The organism is Romboutsia sedimentorum, from assembly GCF_030131845.1.
Classification (GTDB): domain Bacteria; phylum Bacillota; class Clostridia; order Peptostreptococcales; family Peptostreptococcaceae; genus Romboutsia_D; species Romboutsia_D sedimentorum.
Genome location: NZ_JASKYM010000006.1, coordinates 44,005 through 64,161 on the forward strand (window position 1 = coordinate 44,005; position 20,157 = coordinate 64,161).

Below are 20,157 nucleotides of genomic sequence, written 5' to 3' on the forward strand. Positions count from 1 at the left end.
CTAACAATGTTTGAAAGTAGATATACTAAAAAACAAGGTGCCCCTGAACGATACAGGAATCACCTTGTTAGTTAGAATGTATATTTTATTTTAAATATATTAATTACTAATATAGAATGTTTTCATTCCATTGTTTTTTATACTACTATTTTTAGGAACTTGGAACAATAATAATATAAATGATAATACATCAACTGATGCTCCAGCCGAGTTAATAATTGATAAAGTTAAAATAATCATAGGATTTATTCCCACTAAAGTCATTAATAAAGGTACTACAAAAGATAGCATTATAAAAGGTAGTATTGTTATAATTAAATACCTTCTTTTCTTTATTACTTCTTCTGTATAAACAAATCCTCCCCATAATCTCACTGAAATAAATGTTGACTTTGATTTAGTAAAATTAGGAATAAGAATCAAATGAATAACCTCATGAAGTAATGTATATAAATATATATATACTATATATATATACTCGATTGTAAAAGCTATCTTACCATCATAAACGATAGAATTAGTAATTGTTAATAGGTCTTTATTTATCCATTTCATAAAAAATATACATAAATAAATATTTATAATTGATATTGGTAATGATATAAGGGTTGCTGTTATTAAATTTTTAGGTTCTTTTAGTATTTTCCAACCATTATTGATCATTTTATCACTCAAATTAATATCTGCTTTTGGTATTTTACTTATATACTTCATAAAAAATATCCTTTCCTGCCAAAGTACACATATAATGGCCTTACTTTTACTTTATATCATTGATCATTTGTTTAAATTCTTTGTCTGTAAATGCACCAACATGTTTCTCTCCATTTAAATAGAACGTAGGAATGAAATCTATCTTATACTTGTCTTTTTCCTTTGAAATATATTTTTGCATTTCAACTCTGTCTTTCTTTACATCCTTTAAATCAAAGAATTTTTTAACATCTTCTACGTTTTTCATTTTAGTCCATGTATTGTAATTATCCATTACGTAATCTATCGTTTCTATTTTATCAAGATTATCAATGCGATTAAAGATAACATCATCATACTTAAATTTTTCAAAATCAACGTGCTTTATCATGTAATACACTTCACCATTTTTGATTTTTTTTGTTAATGTATCCCCAATATTTTCATGTAATTCAAAGCAGTCTATACATTGAAAACTCATATATTCTATCATTTTTATTTTAGCATTAGGATTTCCATATCCTATACCATATTCTGTATCGATTTTTTCCTTAGTATTTGAATAAATTGAATATATCAATACAGCTATCACAGCAAAAGCAATAAAGAAGAGTAATTTAAAAAATCTTTTTTTATCCATTTAATTTATTTTCCTTTTCATAGAATTTTTTGCCTAGTTTTGTTTTTGAACTTATAAATAGTAAACCAACAAGCAATAAATATACTACTATGTATATTAGAATTACATGTGAACCCATGCTTAGTGTACAACTATTTTCCGTTACGCCTAAAACTATTCCACCATTAAGCAGGTTTACACTTTTGTTGCTAAATAGTGAATATAACAAATAAAAAACCGTACTAAATGGAATAAATATCAAGTAAATAACTGATAAAACACCTAAGGCTTTCTTCATTTTATAGCTCCTTTCATCAATTTCTTCATTAGAATTTTTTCAAGTATTCCTTTCCCATCTTTTGTAAAAGGAAGTAAATTTATTATGTTAATAACAAATCCAATTCCTAATAAGAAAGTCATCATACTTTGTGTTTTTAATGATATCAATATAAAAACAATCCCTAGTATACTAGGTACAATAGGTCCTAATAAAATAGATAATAAACTAGATTCTGTATTTACCTTAACTATACTTACGGTAAATCTCTTTGCTAATATATATCCATGAATTTCTTGATTTTGAATTTTGCTAACAACTATATGAATCCATTCGTGTAAGACGAATCCAAGTATCATTGCAAATATAAAAACAAAATAACATCCAATAGCATAATTGACCATATTATTAAAATCTAATGTGAAATTACTTATAAAAAAGTAAACAGGTATAATAGTGATAAGCCACATTATGAATAATTTCTTAACTACTATATAAAATAAAAGTAAAAACGTAGCTATTTTCGATTTTGGAATAGAATATCTTTTTTTATGTAGATATTGTCCAATTGCTAGATTAAAAAAGAAAACTAATATTTTATTCCCTACGATTTTGCATTCAACTAAATTTTTATCTTGTAAATTACTTACTATACTGTTTATATCTCTTTCTAATATTTGTTTGCTTACATTATATTTCTTAAGTAGGATAGAAACGATATCCTCTATAGTATTTTTCCCATCTAATAAACTTAAAATATTATAGGCTACATCATTTAATTTAACACTTTTATTTAAATCAGTATCTATAACAGAATTTTCACCTACACATACATTGTTAGGAACAAAAAAGACCGATTTTAATTTTAATAGAGATTTTAATTTTTCGATAATAAAAACAGTAAATAAGTTCATATCTCTCCTCCTTTAAAAATTTAACTTAATAATAAAAAATTCTTTTAATCTAAAAGAGAATTTAATTTATAAAGCCTTGGTATCATAAATATGATAACTACAACCGATCCTACAATAAATTCATATAGATATGACCCGCTAAAAGTCATTGATATTACAGATATCAAAATACATATTGCAGCAAATGATAAGAATACAATTATATTTGAAAAAGGCTCTTTTTCTCTAACTGGTACGACTATTCCATATGTATAAATTACAACTACCCCTAGTGAAGTGTATAATATTCCATCTTTAAATATATCTAAGTCCATTCCTAAGTATGTAAATACAATAAAATACAATATTGCATATATTAATATCCCAACAATAAGGTTACCTATTAATTTTCCATAAGAAATCAGCTTACTAGAAATTGGAACTATGTTAGAATAAATACTGAAATTCCTATCTTCACCAAAGGAATTTAGTGAAAAAATTGAACAGAAACTTGATAAAAGTAAATTTACTACTGTAGTATTTATAGTACTTGCATCTAGAAATCCTACAGATATAATTACACAAATCAATACAAAGAAGTTTGAGATATTAGTTTCACTTCGTGCTATATGCTTAATTTCTTTTATAACAATCCATAAAAACTTATTATTACTTTTAGGTATGTATTTAAATAACATTAAATTTCTATTATCAAGTTCAATCCCACCAAGTATAATTGTTATAAAAATTCCTAAAAATAAAATTATTCCACTGATTACTAAGCAATTTCTTACATCTGCATAGTTGAAATATTCATAACCCATAAACATATCTGTAATAGGCAATAAAATATTTACTATAGACAAACTATACGTTTTGCTTTTAACTAACAGGCTTTCCAAGTTAATTTTACTAACTAAATATATAAAAGAATTAACTCCTAAAATAATTGATGCTAATTCTCTAATAAATTGCTTATGTGATATAAAATATAACAATCTAATTATTGATAAATAGATAATATTTAATAAAAAATATGTTAATAAAGATTGTATGATTACGGATAATAAGTATATAGTCATAAACTTTATACTAACTTTACAACCTATAAATGATGGTAAGTGAAAAAACATAACATAACATAGGTTAGTAATAACTATAAAAAATAGCTCTTGAAGTGTTTGAGCGCATATTTTCTCTTGTTTGGTAAGAGGTAACCATTTTATTATTTTACTATAATTACTACTATCATTATTTGAATTTATCAGTATTATATATACAACAAATGTAATCAAAGTTACATTCAACATACTTGATGAAATAAAAGAAAAGAACATACTTTTATTTCCGGTAATGATAGCACTAATCATAGGGGAAAATATTTTATAAGAGAGCATTGTTCCTAAAAGAATAAAAAACGGCACTATCAAAGATATAATAATAAAATATTTTTTTATCTTGTTATATAAACTATTTTTAACGCCTTTAAGCATTGTGGCTAAAATTAGAAATGATTTCTCCAATCTCATGTTTTCTTTCCTCCCCTATAGAAACATTCATAAAAACTTGCTCTAAATCATCACATTTAAATTTATTTTTTAAGAAATCGCTTGTACCTTTTGCTACAGCATTTCCTTGATAAAGCATTATAACTTCATCAGATAATTCTTCTACTAAATGTAGATCATGTGAACATAGTAATATACTTCCATATTCTGTAAAACTCTTAAAAAGTTGTTTTGTTATTATCATTGATTCTATATCTAACCCTCTAAATGGCTCATCAATAATTAGTAGTTCACTTTCTAGTGAGAAAGCAATTATTATTTGAATCTTTTTTTTCATACCATGAGAGTATTCTTTTATCAATATATCTAGAAAATCTTGCATATTATATAATTTTATTAATTTATCTAATTTATCACTTTTTTTAATAGAATAAATTGATAATATAAACTTTATGTATTCTCTGCCAGTCAATGATTCCGGTAATATTAAATCATCTGGAATATAACCTACCTTTTTTTTAAATTCAAGGCTATCATTTTTATAGTTTTCATATAATATACTTCCACTATTACCTTTTATAGTTCCTAAAATTAAATTTATTGTTGTAGTTTTTCCAGATCCATTAGGTCCTACAAGACCTAATATTTTATTTTTACCTAAAGAAAAGTTAAGATTTTTTATGGCAACAATTTTATTATTGTAAGTTTTTGTAAGGTTATCTACATAAAGCATAGTTTAAATATCCCCCAGTATTAATATTATTTTTTAAGAAGTCAGAGGTCTTACCTTTTAAATTTTCATCAAATTTGTTTAATTTTTAACCTTAAATAAAATCCAGTTTCTCTAATTACACTTTATATTAGAATTATTTACACTCTATGTTAATGTTAAGTCCACTATCCCACTTAACTCCACCAGTGAAACTTCCCTTACCTTGAACTAGACACCAAATTGCAGCTCCTAAAACAACTGTAGCTCCTAATGCTAAAAGTACTGCTACAAATACTAAAAACCACGCTTCCTCTTCACATATTTCAAAATTATCACACTCTACTACAGGTGCATTGTATTTCATTAATTCCATTTTTTATTTCCCCCTCTAATTTTTTTTGATAAGACCTCTAAATTCTTAAGATACTGTTGATAAGTATGTAACAATATCTTTCTCTAGATTGTTACATATTTCCATATTGTTTGCAACAATTTATTCTAAAAATACAAAATATTACCATTATTTAGTAAATTATAAGTCGAAACAAGTATTTTATAGTACATAAATAATTTATTTTATGACTTCAAACTACACCCATGTATATATTGGTATAACTCAATTATAATTTTGACTTCAATATGATGTTTACCTTGTTTTCAGATCGTTGATTATAATAAAAGTTATATAATGATGGTTTCTGTATAATTTTGTCTGCTTTTATATTTTTTTGTCAAAGTACTTAGAAAAACAAAAAAACTGCCTACCCATTAATAGGGTAAGCAGCCTCTAAAAAAACTATAATTAGGAATAATAATAACTCCTAATTATAGTTATCTATATTTTAGATTTATCTGAAATAACTTCTATAATATGTAAAAAGTATTACTTAGATTAAGGATATTGTATTCTAAATTTCCACTTGCTGGATGTCCTTTTTAGTACCTATACTATTTACTTTTCCATCACAGATAGTTACCACTGTATCAGCCATTGTTGATATTTTCTCATCATGTGTTATCATAACTAAAGTTTGATTAAAATCTTTAACGCACATACAAAGCATGTCCATAACCTCTTTGCTAGTTTTACTATCTAAATTTCCTGTAGGTTCATCTGCAAATATTATAGATGGTTTATTTGCCAAAGACCTTGCTATTGCAACTCTCTGTTGTTGGCCACCAGATAGTTCATTTGGGAATTTCTTTATTTGATCTTTTAATCCTAAGCTATTAATAATACTATCAATATATACTTTATCTACTGTTTTTGAATCAATTGATATAGGTAGAACTATATTTTCATAAACATTAATAACTGGTATTAAATTAAAGCTTTGAAAAATAAATCCAAACTCTTCTACTCTAATTTTAGATAGCTTGTCATCATTTAATGTATATATATCCTCATCACCTAAATACACATTTCCACAAGTTGGCTTATCAAGCCCTGCCATACAATGAAGTAATGTACTTTTACCACTTCCACTTTGCCCAACTATAGCAGTAAACTTTCCATTTTCTATTTCTAAAGTAATGTCATCAATAGCATTTACGCTACTTTCACCTTTTCCATATATCTTTTTTAAGTTTTTAACTTTTATACTTTTTTTCATATCCTAAACCCCTCACTTTATATATTAATTTTCATTTATACCCTCAATTATTTCTATCTTATCTATTGACCTTGATTTTAAATATCCTATTAAAATTGACGCTAATATTACTACTGCCATAAATATGATAAACTCTTTTGGAGGTATATACACATCACTCGTTTTTAAATTTACTTTTAAGCTTTCGGCATATAGCTTTTTAGTTTGATTTATAGATTTAAACTCTTTTGTACAAGCTAGAGTTCCTCCGACTATGCTACCTGCAAAACTGTAAAATAAAGATTCATACATAACTAATTTTTTTAAACATTTCTTTTTAAGTCCTATAGCTCTTAATATAGAAAACTCGCTTATATTATTATTGATATTTATACTAACTGTCGTGTATATATTAAATAACGCAGCTACCAATAAGATAGACCCTAGAACCAACCTAGAATCAAAATGATTATTTGAGTTTTTATCGTTGTTATATGGAGTAGTAATATTCAAGAAGTCATATTTTTTATTTATGTTGTCTATTGATTTATCCAGTTGTTTATTATCACTACCGTCTATATTAAAGTTTACTTCTTGTATATAATTATTATTTGTTATACTTTTTAAAGTTTCTAAATTCATGTACATACCTATAGGTGTAGCATAATTTTCCATTCCATTATTAAGTGTAAGTGATCCATCTAATATAGCATTAACTTTGAATTTATATGTTTTATAACTAAATTCTTCGTTATCTTTTTTGCTTAAAACTTTGAATTCAAAATTATCTCCTATTTTTAAATTTTTAATAGTCTTTTCAATCTTTTGGCTATCTAATACATAATCTTCATTACATACTGCAACATTTATAAATTCGTCACTTGGTTGTTTAACTTTTTCTAAACTTCCTTCTTTTACATATTTATTTAATTTATTATAATCATCAAGTCCACTTAATAGCGCTCTTACTTCTACATTTCCTTTGGTATTGGCTTTCATAGGATACATTTTAAAATATGCTTTATTTAAGTCATTTTTTGGTATATCTACAAATCCAGTTGAATAACTTAGCAAACTAAAATCTTTTACTCCTTTAAATTTATTTAAACTAGAAGTTTCTTTCATACTTATCTTATTTATATTTCTCTCAGCATTTTCATAAGGTCTTATCATGTAGTCATATTCTTTTTTACAGCCTAATAAATTGTTCATAATCTGTTTATGAACAACACTCATATTACTAGATGTACATGATATGAATACAAATCCACTAAATGCAATTATAGAAATTGAGATTATCGTCTTTGATTTACTTCTTAATAAATTATTTTTTAAAAGGGTATTTAAAATTTTCTTATTCTTTTTTATTTTATACTTAATCTTGTCACTTTTATTTATAAGATCCATTGGATATTTTTTCAAGGATTTTATTATAGGTAAAAATATTCCTATTAATAATGTACCTATAATTATTAACAAAGCTTTACCTACTATAAAAGGAGAAATTATTAATTTAACTTTACTAAAATCACTTATATCAAGTAAATTAAAAGTTACAAATACACTCATGGCATATCTTGCAAAAACTATAGAAGTTATAAATCCTATAATTGTTCCTACTGTAAATAAAATTAACATCTGCATTAAATAGAATTTAACTATTTTTTTGTTAGACATACCAACTACTCTTAAATTTCCAATTTGATTAATCATTTTACTAAGCATTATATTGAAAAAATTAAAAATTGTAAGACATGCAGTTATTGCTACTAAGATTTTTAGATCTTTTTCATTTTCTTGTTGAAAATCTCCATACAATCTAAGAGCTGAGTCTAGATACTGATTAGTTGATATTCCTGATTTTGTATCTTGTCTAATATCTATTTTATAGTCAGATTTTGGGTTATATTCTTTTCTTATTTCACTAAGTTTTTGGTCTATGTTTTTTTCATTAATACCTTCAATATTATAGATTGAACTGTAAGTTATAAATTTATTTGGAACTATATTTTCATTATTTCCAATAAAGCTATATATTTCTATATCTTCAAGATTGTAATAGTCATCAACTTTGCTTATAACCCCCACAACTTTATAGCTATTTTTTTTGCTATAAATCTCATTAGTACCATCTAAATAGTATTCAATTTTATTTACACCTGAAATATTTTTATTTAAAATATTTTCCTTGTCATATTTACCTAATAGTTTTAAATCTACAATAATTTCATTTTCATTCTTTGGACATCTCCCTGAAATAAGGTTGTAGTTTAAACCTTTTAGATAATTTTCATTGAATGAGTATAATGTACTTTTTAATCCACCTTGTAAAACAATTTTCCCTAAATTTTCAACTGTAGATAGATTATAAACTTCATCAACATTTTTTAATGTTTCTACACTTTCTTTATTATTACTTGTTAATGTTGCATCATAACTCCCTGCGATTACTTTGGCCTGATTGATTTGATTGATAGACATACTATCTCCTATTATGTCTACGCCTAAGACTAAAGTCATAGCAATTATTATAGATGCAATTATAGAAATTGATTCTTTTTTATTTTTTCGTAAATACATTAAAGCCAATTTAAACTCAAACATTATGCCTCCTTTAGCTGTTTTAAATGACAAAACTCATTATCATAAGATAAACTTACAATAATGAGTTTTATATTATATCTTAGTAATTATCTCTTTTTAAAAATATCAGTAGATACAAATTTTCACAATACATTTGACCCAACTGGTCATTTAAACGCCCCAACTGGTTAAATTATATATTAATTTTCCTTTATACCCTCAATTATTTCTATCTTGTCTATTAACTTTGACTTGAAATACCCTATTAAAAAAGCAAATAAAATTGTTACTGACATAAATATAAGAACCTCTTTTGGAGGTATGTATATATCACTCATGTTCAAATTTGTTCCAGATTCTGCATACATTTGTTTAGCATTGGTAAAAAATATAATTTCCTTTATTGAAACCATAATCCCCGCTACTACACTACCTATCAGGCTATAAACTAAAGCTTCATATATAACTAATTTTTTTAAATATTTCTTTTTAAGCCCTATAGCCCTTAATATAGAAAACTCTCTTATATTATTATTAATATTTATACTAACTGTCGTATATATATTAAATAATGCAGCTATCAATAGTATAGACCCTAGAATTAACCTAGAATTCAAATAACTATTTGAAACAGTTGAACTTTTATATTTGTTAGTTGGAGTAATAATATTCAAGGAATTATACTTTTTATTTATGTTATCTACTGATTTATCTACTTGTTTATTACCATCACCATCTACATTAAAGTTTACTTCCTGTATATAATTATCATTCGTTATATTCTTGAATGATTCTAAATTCATGTATATACCCATAACTGGAGCATAATTTTGCATTCCGTTATTAAATTTGAATGATTCATCTAGTATAGCATTAACTCTACATTTATATGTTTTGTAACCAAATTCTTTATTATCTTTTTTGTTTACTACTTTAAACTCAAATATATCTCCTATTTTTAAATTTTTAATAGCATCTTCCATTTTATCCTTATATATGTTTTGAAATTTATTGCATATTGCAACATCTATAAATTCATTATTTTGTTCATTAATTTTTTGTATACTTCCTTCTTTTACATATTTATTTAATTTATTATAATCATCAACTCCACTTACCAAAGCCGTTACTTCTAAATTTTCTTTTTTATTGTCTTTTATCCCCTCCATTTTAATATAAGATTCATTTAAACTATCTTTTGATATTGCTACATATCCACATGTATGACTTAATAAATTAAAATCTTTTACTCCTTTAATCTTCTTTATATTTGACGTCTCTTCCATACTTATCTTATCTATGCTCTCATCAACATTTTCATAAGGCTTTATCATGTAACTATATTCTTCTTCACGTCCTACTGAATATTTCTGTGTCTGATTAATATAGTCTTTCATATTCGTAGATGTACATGATATAAACACAAATCCACTAAATGCAATTACTGCAATTGAAATTATTGTCTTAGATTTACTTCTTAATAAATTGTTTTTTAAAAGTGTTTTTAGAATTTTCTTATTCTTTTTTGTTTTATACTTAACCTTGTCACTTTTATTTATAAGATCCATTGGGTATTTTTTTAATGATTTTAATATAGGTAAAAGTATTGCTATTAATAATGCACCTAAAGTTATTAATAAAGCTTTACCTACTATAAAAGGAGAAATAATTAATTTAACTTTACTAAAATCACTTATATCAAGTAAATTAAAAGTTATAAATACACTCATTGCATATCTTGCAAAAACTATAGAAGTTATAAACCCTATAAATCCACCTATAATAAATAATATACTCATTTGAAATAAATAAAATCTAATAACCTTTTTATTAGACATTCCCACTACTCTTAAATCTCCAATTTGATTAATCGTTTTACTAAGAATTATATTGAAAAAGTTAAAAATTGTAAGAGATGCAGTGATTGCTACAAAGATTTTTAGTTCTCTTTGATTCTCCTGTTGTGAAGTTTCATATAATCTAAGTGCCGAATCCAAATATTGATTGCTAGATATACCTGATTGTCCATCTTTTCTAATATCCATTGTATAGTCAGATGAAGAATCATATTTTTTTCTTATTTCATTAAATTTTTGATCTATATTATGTTCATTAATCCCTTTAACATTATAAATTGTACTATAAGTTATAATGTTATTTGGTATTAGATCTTCACTATCTCCAATAAAACTATCTAGTTCTATACCTTCAAGGTTATAATAGCCATCAACTTTACTTATAACTCCAACTACTTTATAATTATTTTTTTTACTATAAATCTCATTAGTATCATCTAAGTTGTATTCAATTTTATTTACTCCAAAAATACTTTCATTTAAAATATTTTCCTTGTCATATTTACCTAATAGTTTTGAATCTATAACAATTTCATTTTTATTCTTTGGATATCTTCCTGAAACAAGGTTATAGTTTAAACTTTTTAGATAATTTTCATTAAATGAGTACAATGGACTTTTTAATCCATTTTGTATAATAATTTCACCTAAATTTTTAACTGTAGATACATTATAAACTTCATCAACCTTTTTTAATTTTGCTATACTTTGTTTATTATTACTTGTAAATGTTCCATCATAATTGCCTGCAACTTCTTTAGCTTGCTTAATCTGGTTGATAGACATGCTATCCCCTATTATATCGACCCCTAGTATTAAGGTAATTGCAATTACTATAGATGCAATTATAGTAATTGACTCTTTTTTATTTTTTCGTAAATACATTAAAGCTAATTTAAATTCAAACATGATTCCTCCCCTAATTTATTTAAGTCTTAAAAACCCATTATCATAGGGTAAACTTACAGTAATGAGTTTTTTGTTATATTTTAACAACTATTACTTTTTTAAAATAGCAATAGATACCAATTTTTACAATATATTTGACCCAACTGGTCATTTAAACGCCCCAACTGGTTAAATTATATTAATTTAAATAAATGTCTGTAAGCTTTTTATATTTTAATTACTTTAGTATCTAAACGCTTTTACTCAAAGTGGGATAATAAAAAAGTTCTAATGAATTAAACGAACTTTTAAAGAAATAACAAAGAAGGGGGTAATGCCAAAATTTCAGGCACCCCCCTTATACGATTTAGATATGAACAATATTTCCTGCACTTGCTTTTTCTAATCGATTTATTATAGAATTTCCTAAACCACTGTTATTTGGAGCTTGTATATAAATATGGTTTATATTCAATTTGTCACATTCTCTAAGTAAATCAAATATCTTTTTAGCTGCTACATTTAATGTCTCAAAACTTCCTAAACTATATGTATGTTGATAGTCATTAAAATCGTTTAAAAACTCTTCAAAACAAATTACAACATCATCCTCGTTTGCACTTTCTTTAATCCATTTAGAAGTTTTTATATAATCTCCTTCAACTAATGTTAATGGTGCGTCTGGTGCATAATGTCTATATTTCATTCCTGGAGCCTTTGGAATTTCATTATCTTTAACGCTTAATAAATTCTTTTTATATATAAGATTTGGAATCACCTTACATATTTCATCTACGCTTACAGCTCCTTCCCTTAGAAGTACTGGATCTTTAGTAGACATATCTATAATTGTTGATTCTAAGCCAATTGAAGATGAACCTCCATCTAAAATACACGGGATTTTTTCATTTAAATCATTATAACAATGCTTAGCACTAGTAGTTGATGGCTTCCCTGATAAATTTGCAGATGGAGCTACTAATAAAGTTTTGCTTTCTTTAATTATAGCTCTTGCTATTTCACTCTTTGGAAATCTAACAGCTACAGTTTTCATTCCTGCAGTAACTGTATCTGAAATGCAATCTTTCTTATTAAAAATCAAAGTTACTGATCCAGGCCAAAAGGCATCAAATACTTTCTCTGCTTCTTTTGGGATATCCTTACATATATCATGTACTTGTTCTAATTTATGTATATGTACTAATAATGGATTGTCCTGTGGTCTGCCTTTGACTTTAAATACTTTTTTTATAGCATCTTCATTAAAAGCATCTGCCGCTAATCTATAAACAGTTTCTGTTGGGATTGCAACAACTTCACCATTTTTTAAATACTGTGCCCCTTTTACAATATTTTCGTAACTATTATTTAAATCTTTAACGTTTAATATTTCTGTTACCATATATAATCTGCCCCCTACTTGTGAAATTTATTATTATTATATCATACATATATTCAGTGATAAATTTTGGTAATGACTAAACTTTAAATTAAGTATTTAAGCCTGTCCCTCAAGCGTGACATAAACATATATATTTAAATAGCAATGTCCTGTTTGCGTGACAATATTTACTAGTTATTAAATTTCACGTTTTCAGGACATTTTTAATATTTTATTTTGAAAAATTACACACTATTAAATTTTTGTATCTATTGATACTTATCAGTGTGAAACAAAAATTATAACTAAGATACTCCTTTAAAATTTAGAATAATGAATTTAAACAAAAACAACAAAAAGCCCCTATTTAAAGGAGCTTTTAGCGTTACATATTTCTGTAGGCGTATTATTAATTTGTATAGTAATTATACTCACCGCTACATATATATTCTGTAGGCCCTATCAAAAATGCTTCTCCATCTCTTTGTTCTATGAAAAGCTCTCCACCTTTTACTTTTACCTTTACTTTCTTACTACAATCATGAACAATAGAGCTTATAATTGCTGATGCTGCCGCTCCTGTACCACATGCCTTTGTAATACCCACGCCTTTTTCCCAAGTTACAACATCAATGTTTTCTTTATCAATTATCTTACAGAAGTTCACATTAGTTTTCATAGGATATATTTCACTATTTTCTATTTTAGACCCTATTCTTTCAAAATCTATGTTCTCAAAATCATCTACAAAAATCACAGTATGAATAGTTCCTATAACTAATGAATTAACTTTAAAAGTTTCATTTCCTACACTAATTTCTTTATTTATATATAATTTATTTTCTTTATCGATTGGTATCTCAGGTGCTACAAATAGTGGTCTTCCTAAATTAACATCAACAAAAGCTACTTTATCATTTTCTAAGCTAACTTTTATTTTCATAATTCCAGCTAAAGTTTCAACACTAAATTCAGTATTATTTACAATACTGTTTTCATATACGAATTTTGAAAAACATCTTATTCCATTACCACACATAGTAGCTATACTTCCATCAGCATTATAAAAACACATTTTCACATCTGAATTATTGGATGCTGCAACTACAATCATTCCATCGGCACCAATTCCAAAATTTCTGTTACAGACCTTTTTTGCCAATGAACTATAATCTATATCTTTTAAATCACTTTCTTTAAATATTATAAAATCATTTCCTGTTCCTTGAAATTTTTGAAATTTAATCACCTATTTCACCTCTTTTAGTATTTTTTCAAATATAGTTAAAAACTCATTTATCTCATCAGTAGTTATACATAATGATGGTAATAACCTAATGATAGTATTATTTGTAGAGTTTAATAATAATCTATTTTCTTGAGCTATTTTCTTTATATCATTTACATATTGACCAACATCAATACCTATCATTAAGCCCCTACCTCTTACTTCTTTTATTATATGAGGATACTTTTCTTTTAAATTATTTAATTTATTTATTAAGTAATTACCTTTTGATTTTACTTCATTACATAAATCAGTATTAACTAATTTATTCATTACATATTCTCCACCTGCACAAGATACTGGATTAGCAGCAAATGTGCTTCCGTGATCACCAGGTTGTAAAATATTTTCGACATATTCACTAACTAGCATAGCACCTAGAGGTATTCCCCCTCCTACTGACTTAGATATAGTCACTATATGAGGAGTAAAGTCATATTGTTCATAAGCAAATAAATCTCCAGTTCTTCCCATACCTGCTTGTATTTCATCTATTACTATTAAGAAATCGTATTTTTTAGATAATTTAACTACTTCATCTATAAATTCTTTAGATATTTCTACTATTCCGCCTTCTCCTTGTATTATCTCTAAGAATAATCCACAAGTATTTTCATTTACTTTTGCTCTTAAATCTTCAATATCATTGTATTTAAAATGGCTAACCCCTGGTATTAAGGGCATAAAATTCTTTTGATATTTTTCTTGTCCTGTAAGTGCTAAAGCACCTGTTGTTCTTCCATGAAAAGAGTTATATGCAGACAATAATTCATATTTGTTTTCATTAGATTGCTTTCCGTATTTTCTACAAAGTTTTATAGCCGCCTCATTTGACTCAGTTCCTGAGTTAGTGAAAAATACCTTAGATGCAAAAGTGTTTTCAACAAATAATTTTGCTAAGTTTACAACAGGCTCACTTACAAAATAATTAGATAAATGCATATATTTTGATGCTTGTTTTATTATTGCTTCTACAATACCTTTGTCGTGACCTAAGTTGTTTACAGATATACCACTATACATATCTAAATATTTATTCCCGTCAATATCAAATACGTATGAGCCTTCTCCTTTTTCTATTATTAAATCAAGTCTATTGTATGTATTTAGTATGTATTTTTTATCTTGTTCATATAAACTCTTCATAATATCCTCCTATAATTAAAGGTATATCAAATCTTATATTAGATTTGACATACCTATCTTTACTATCTTAAATCTTCTAATATTTTTACTTTGTCTGCAGTTTTTGAATCTTTTACTTTTATAACTCTAGCTGGAGTTCCTGCAACTACTGTATTTTCTTCAACATCACTAGTTACAACTGATCCTGCTGCAACTACTGCTCCTTTTGCAACCTTAACACCCTCAAGTATTACTGCATTGGCACCTATCATAACATCATCTTCTATTATTACTGGTGTTTTACTTGGTGGTTCTAATACGCCTGCTATTACAGAACCTGCTCCTACATGAACATTTTTTCCTATAGTTCCTCTAGCTCCTACCACCGCATTCATATCTATCATTGTATTTTCACCAATGTTTGCACCTATATTTATAACTGCACCCATCATTATAACTGCATTTTTACCTATACTTACTCTATCTCTTATTATTGCACCAGGTTCTATTCTAGCCTCTATATTTTTCATATCTAACATTGGAATAGCTGAGTTTCTTCTGTCATTTTCTATTTCAAAACAATCTATTTTATCTTTATTATCATTTAATATATGTTCTATATCGCTATATTGTCCAAATACTATTTTAAATCCATTTTCACCAAAAACATTACAGTTTGGAAAATCTATATTTTCTAATTGTCCTTTTATATACACTTTTACTGGTGTACTTTTTTTAGTTTCTTTTATAAATTTTGCAATTGCATATGGGTCTGTAAAATCAGTTTTGTTTAAGTTGTTTTCGCTAGTATTCATTTTGTTATCTCCTTTTAGTTGTTGTTTATTAAGTCATCCATACAGTATAATCTAGGTTCTTTGTTTGCAATGTATTTAGCAGCCCTAACAGCTCCTTGTGCAAATACCTTCTTTGAAAGTGCTGTATGTTTAATTTCTATTATTTCATCCATTCCAGCAAACATTACAGTATGCTCTCCTGGGATAGTACCTCCACGAACTGCATGGATTCCTATTTCTTTTTTGTTTCTCTTTGCATCAGTACCTTCTCTTCCATAGTTATATTCCATAGAATTGTCTAATTCTTCATTGATGGCATTGGCTAACATATAAGCTGTTCCACTTGGTGCATCTACTTTTTTATTATGATGCTTTTCTATAATTTCTATATCAAAATTATCACTTAAAACCTTACTTGCCTTTTTAACTAAATCTATAAGTACATTTATTCCTATTGATGTATTTGAAGATTTAAATATAGGAATGTATTTAGAACATTCTTTTATTCTTTCTTCTTGTTCTTGGCTAAGTCCTGTAGTAGCTATTACAATGCCTACTTTTTTGTCTACACAAAAGTTTAATAAATCATTTAAATTGTTTGGATTAGAAAAATCTATTATCACATCACAGTCTATATCTATACTTGATGGATTTTCATATACAGGATAAGTATTGTTATATAAGTTTATGTTTCTATCTATACCTAAAACTATAGATAAGTCATTCATATCTGACATTGTTTCATTTAACATTCTTCCCATTGCTCCATTGCATCCACTTATTCCTATTCTTAGCATACTATTTCTCCTCTGTTTTTATTCCATACATATTCATTTCTTCTATTAATATTTTTAAATTATCATCAGTCATATTAGTAAGAGGTAATCTCAATTCACCTACATCCATACCCATTAAGTTCATAGCCGTTTTTACAGGTATAGGATTTACTTCTATAAATAGAGAGTTTATAAGTCCATTCATATCTAATTGCAATTTTCTAGAATTCAATAAATCACCATTTAAATAGGTCTCAACCATATTATGAGTATCTCTAGGTAATATATTTGCCACAACTGATATAACACCTTTTCCACCTAATGATAATATAGGTACTACCATATCATCATTACCACTATATATGTCTATATCATCTTTACACAATCTAGCTATTTCAGCTACTTGAGAGATATCTCCACTTGCCTCTTTTATTGCAATTATATTTTTTATAGTAGAAAGTTTTTTCACAGTTTTAGGAGATATATTAACCCCTGTTCTTCCTGGAACATTGTATAGTATTATTGGTAAATTAACGCTATTTGCTATACATTCATAATGCTTTATAAGCCCTAGTTCAGTAGCTTTGTTGTAGTATGGTGTTACTACTAATAGTCCATCAACACCAACCTCTTCACAGTATTTGCTTAACTCTACTGAATAAGCAGTATTATTACTTCCACTACCTGCTATTACTGGTATCCTATTATTAACAGTTTCAACAGTAAACTTTATAACCGATTTTCTTTCTTTATCAGTCATAGTTGCAGATTCACCAGTTGTTCCACATATTACTATTGCATCTGTTTTATTATCTATGTGCCAATTTATTATTTCTTTTAATTTTTCATAATCTACTTCATTATTTTTAAAAGGAGTAACAAGTGCCACTCCACAACCTTCAAATAAACTCATATCTATTCTCCTCTAATTTATAAATTTTTTAATAAAAGTTCTGCTATTTGAACTGTATTAGTAGCAGCACCTTTTCTTATGTTGTCTGCAACTACCCACATATTAATTCCGTTATCTATGCTATAATCTCTTCTTATTCTTCCAACATAAACTTCATCTTTTCCTTCAACGTCTATAGACATTGGATATGTATTATTTTTTATATCATCAATAACTACTATTCCATCTACACTTTTTAATAATTCATAAACTTTATCTAATTCAAATTCCTTTTCAAATTCTATATTTATAGATACGCTATGACCGTATTTAACAGGAACTCTAACTGTAGTAGCTGTTACTCTTATATCTTGGTCATTTAATATTTTTTTAGTTTCTTCTATCATTTTAATTTCTTCTTTTGTATATCCATTTTCCATAAAATCATCTATATGAGGTATACAGTTGTATGCTATTTGATGAGGATATTTTTTATTTTCCTCTCCATTTATTCCATTTTCTAAATCCATTATTCCACCAATACCAGAGCCTGAAACTGCTTGATAAGTTGAATATATTACCCTTTTTATTTTAAAGTTTTCATGAAGTACCTTAAGTGGTACCACTGATTGAATTGTAGAGCAGTTTGGATTTGCGATTATACCATTATTCCAATCTATATCTTTAGGATTTACTTCGGGTACTACTAGTGGTATATCTTTGTCCATTCTCCATGCACTAGAATTATCAACTACTATGACACCATTTTCCTTTGCTATAGGAGCGAATTTTTTACTTACACCTCCCCCTGCTGAAAATAAGGCTATATCTATATCTCTACTAAATGAATCTTCATTTAACTCTTCTACTATGTATTCCTTATCTCTAAACTTAACTACACTCCCCGCAGACTTTTTAGATGAAAATAAATATAAATTATCAATCTCAAAGTTTCTTTGGTCTAAAACCTTTAAGAAAGTTCTCCCAACCATTCCAGTTGCCCCAACTATTGCTATGTTTGCTTTTTTCATTTTATTTACCCCTCCATTTGTTTTTTATAAATCTAATTCTCTAGCTAATAAAGATACTGTTTTTTCTTTATCTTTTTTATCTATTGTGTACGATATACTTATTTCTGAAGTTGTTACTTGTCTAAATTCCAATCCATTGTCTGCTAATAATCTGAATAATTTTCCAGTTACTCCACTTTGATTTGTCATTCCTATTCCTACAACAGATATCTTAGCTATATTTTGTTCTACAACTACTTCTACCTCACTATTTTCACTTTTTATCTCATCCATAGCTTTATTTATTACAAATAAATCTTCTTTTGATGCTGTAAATGATAAATTAACCTTTCCATTTAAAGGAGCTGTTTGACTTATCATATCTATATTTACATTTTCTCTTGCTAACTTTTCAAATATTGTAGCTATATTGTCTAATCTAAATAATATATTGTTTATTGTAATCATAATTACATCATCACTAATACTTAATCCTGTTATAACTTTTTCTTCCATTTTTTTATCATACTCCTTTATATAAGTTCCTTTTACATCTTTGCTACTTGATGCTACATATATTGGTATATTGTATTTACAGGCTATCTCAATTGCTCTAGTCTCCATAACTCCTGCGCCAAGGCTAGACATCTCCATCATTTCTTCATAACTTATAAAGTCTAATTTTTTTGCATCTTTATATAATCTAGGGTCTACCGAATATATTCCTTCTACATCTGTATATATATTACATTCACAATTGAGTTTTGCGGCTAATGCAACCGCTGTAGTATCAGAGCCACCTCTACCTAATGTAGTTATATCTCCATTTTCATTAATTCCTTGAAAACCTGCTACAACTACTATCTTATCTTCTTGTAAATGTGATTTTATCTTTTTAATATCTATATCCAAAATCTTGTTTTTAGTATGAGGTCCTTGGGTTCTTATTCCCGCTTGAAATCCTGTAAGTGATATAGAGTCATATCCACACTCTTGAAACACCATAGACAACAGTGATATGGATACTTGTTCTCCAGTTGCCAAAATCATATCTAAATCTCTTTTACTTGGATTAGTTGATATTTCTTTGCATAAATTAACTAAATGGTCTGTAGTTTTTCCCATTGCAGATAAAACTACCACTACATCATTACCTTTTTCTTTTTCACATATTACTCTTTTAGCAACAGATTTTATCTTTTTGACATCTCCTACTGAAGTACCGCCATATTTTTGAACTATAACTCCCATTTAACCTGCTCCTTTTTAT

General features: G+C 26.6%; 18 protein-coding genes. All 18 read right to left on the bottom strand.

Annotated elements, in window-relative coordinates; genetic code table 11:
- Nucleotides 1–99 precede the first annotated feature (99 nt).
- Entirely contained in the window at nt 100–714 is a 615-nt protein-coding gene (locus QOZ84_RS11595) for a DUF3267 domain-containing protein (RefSeq protein WP_284133126.1), read from the bottom strand.
- A gap of 46 nt (nt 715–760) precedes the next feature.
- Nucleotides 761–1,273, bottom strand: a complete 513-nt coding sequence (locus QOZ84_RS11600) for a thioredoxin domain-containing protein (RefSeq protein ID WP_284133127.1) — start codon at nt 1,271–1,273, stop codon at nt 761–763.
- 52 nt (nt 1,274–1,325) lie between these two features.
- Nucleotides 1,326–1,610 (bottom strand): hypothetical protein, encoded by a 285-nt coding sequence (locus tag QOZ84_RS11605; protein WP_284133128.1) that lies wholly within the window; start codon nt 1,608–1,610, stop codon nt 1,326–1,328.
- Nucleotides 1,607–2,503 (bottom strand): PqqD family protein, encoded by an 897-nt coding sequence (locus tag QOZ84_RS11610; protein WP_284133129.1) that lies wholly within the window; start codon nt 2,501–2,503, stop codon nt 1,607–1,609. The genes QOZ84_RS11605 and QOZ84_RS11610 overlap by 4 nt, the downstream gene beginning before the upstream one ends.
- A 44-nt stretch (nt 2,504–2,547) precedes the next feature.
- The gene (locus tag QOZ84_RS11615; RefSeq protein ID WP_284133130.1) at nt 2,548–3,348 is read right to left on the bottom strand and encodes a hypothetical protein; all 801 of its coding nucleotides are present in this window, start codon (nt 3,346–3,348) and stop codon (nt 2,548–2,550) included.
- Nucleotides 3,349–3,967: 619 nt separating this feature from the next.
- Complete coding sequence (locus QOZ84_RS11620) at nt 3,968–4,723, bottom strand: ABC transporter ATP-binding protein (RefSeq protein WP_284133131.1); 756 nt, start codon at nt 4,721–4,723, stop codon at nt 3,968–3,970.
- Nucleotides 4,724–4,856: 133 nt separating this feature from the next.
- A complete protein-coding gene (locus QOZ84_RS11625; RefSeq protein WP_284133132.1) occupies nt 4,857–5,075 on the bottom strand; it encodes a hypothetical protein in 219 nt (72 codons plus the stop codon).
- A gap of 535 nt (nt 5,076–5,610) precedes the next feature.
- Nucleotides 5,611–6,315, bottom strand: a complete 705-nt coding sequence (locus QOZ84_RS11630; protein WP_284133133.1) for an ABC transporter ATP-binding protein — start codon at nt 6,313–6,315, stop codon at nt 5,611–5,613.
- 24 nt (nt 6,316–6,339) lie between these two features.
- Nucleotides 6,340–8,898: an ABC transporter permease gene (locus QOZ84_RS11635; RefSeq protein ID WP_284133134.1), complete on the bottom strand. Its 2,559-nt coding sequence runs from the start codon at nt 8,896–8,898 to the stop codon at nt 6,340–6,342.
- 179 nt (nt 8,899–9,077) lie between these two features.
- Complete coding sequence (locus QOZ84_RS11640; RefSeq protein ID WP_284133135.1) at nt 9,078–11,642, bottom strand: ABC transporter permease; 2,565 nt, start codon at nt 11,640–11,642, stop codon at nt 9,078–9,080.
- Nucleotides 11,643–11,988: 346 nt separating this feature from the next.
- A complete protein-coding gene (locus tag QOZ84_RS11645; RefSeq protein WP_284133136.1) occupies nt 11,989–13,023 on the bottom strand; it encodes an L-threonylcarbamoyladenylate synthase in 1,035 nt (344 codons plus the stop codon).
- A 388-nt stretch (nt 13,024–13,411) separates the two neighbouring features.
- A complete protein-coding gene (gene dapF, locus QOZ84_RS11650) occupies nt 13,412–14,251 on the bottom strand; it encodes a diaminopimelate epimerase (RefSeq protein WP_284133137.1) in 840 nt (279 codons plus the stop codon).
- The gene (locus tag QOZ84_RS11655) at nt 14,252–15,436 is read right to left on the bottom strand and encodes an aspartate aminotransferase family protein (RefSeq protein ID WP_284133138.1); all 1,185 of its coding nucleotides are present in this window, start codon (nt 15,434–15,436) and stop codon (nt 14,252–14,254) included.
- Between the two features lie 62 nt (nt 15,437–15,498).
- Nucleotides 15,499–16,230 carry a 2,3,4,5-tetrahydropyridine-2,6-dicarboxylate N-acetyltransferase gene (gene dapD, locus QOZ84_RS11660; RefSeq protein ID WP_284133139.1) on the bottom strand — a complete coding sequence of 244 codons (732 nt, stop codon included), beginning with the start codon at nt 16,228–16,230 and terminating at the stop codon, nt 15,499–15,501.
- 14 nt (nt 16,231–16,244) lie between these two features.
- The gene (gene dapB / locus QOZ84_RS11665) at nt 16,245–17,006 is read right to left on the bottom strand and encodes a 4-hydroxy-tetrahydrodipicolinate reductase (protein WP_284133140.1); all 762 of its coding nucleotides are present in this window, start codon (nt 17,004–17,006) and stop codon (nt 16,245–16,247) included.
- Nucleotide 17,007: 1 nt separating this feature from the next.
- Nucleotides 17,008–17,898: a 4-hydroxy-tetrahydrodipicolinate synthase gene (dapA, locus tag QOZ84_RS11670; RefSeq protein ID WP_284133141.1), complete on the bottom strand. Its 891-nt coding sequence runs from the start codon at nt 17,896–17,898 to the stop codon at nt 17,008–17,010.
- A gap of 17 nt (nt 17,899–17,915) precedes the next feature.
- Nucleotides 17,916–18,908, bottom strand: a complete 993-nt coding sequence (asd, locus tag QOZ84_RS11675) for an aspartate-semialdehyde dehydrogenase (protein WP_284133142.1) — start codon at nt 18,906–18,908, stop codon at nt 17,916–17,918.
- A gap of 24 nt (nt 18,909–18,932) precedes the next feature.
- Nucleotides 18,933–20,138 (bottom strand): aspartate kinase, encoded by a 1,206-nt coding sequence (locus tag QOZ84_RS11680; protein WP_284133143.1) that lies wholly within the window; start codon nt 20,136–20,138, stop codon nt 18,933–18,935.
- Nucleotides 20,139–20,157: the final 19 nt, after the last annotated feature.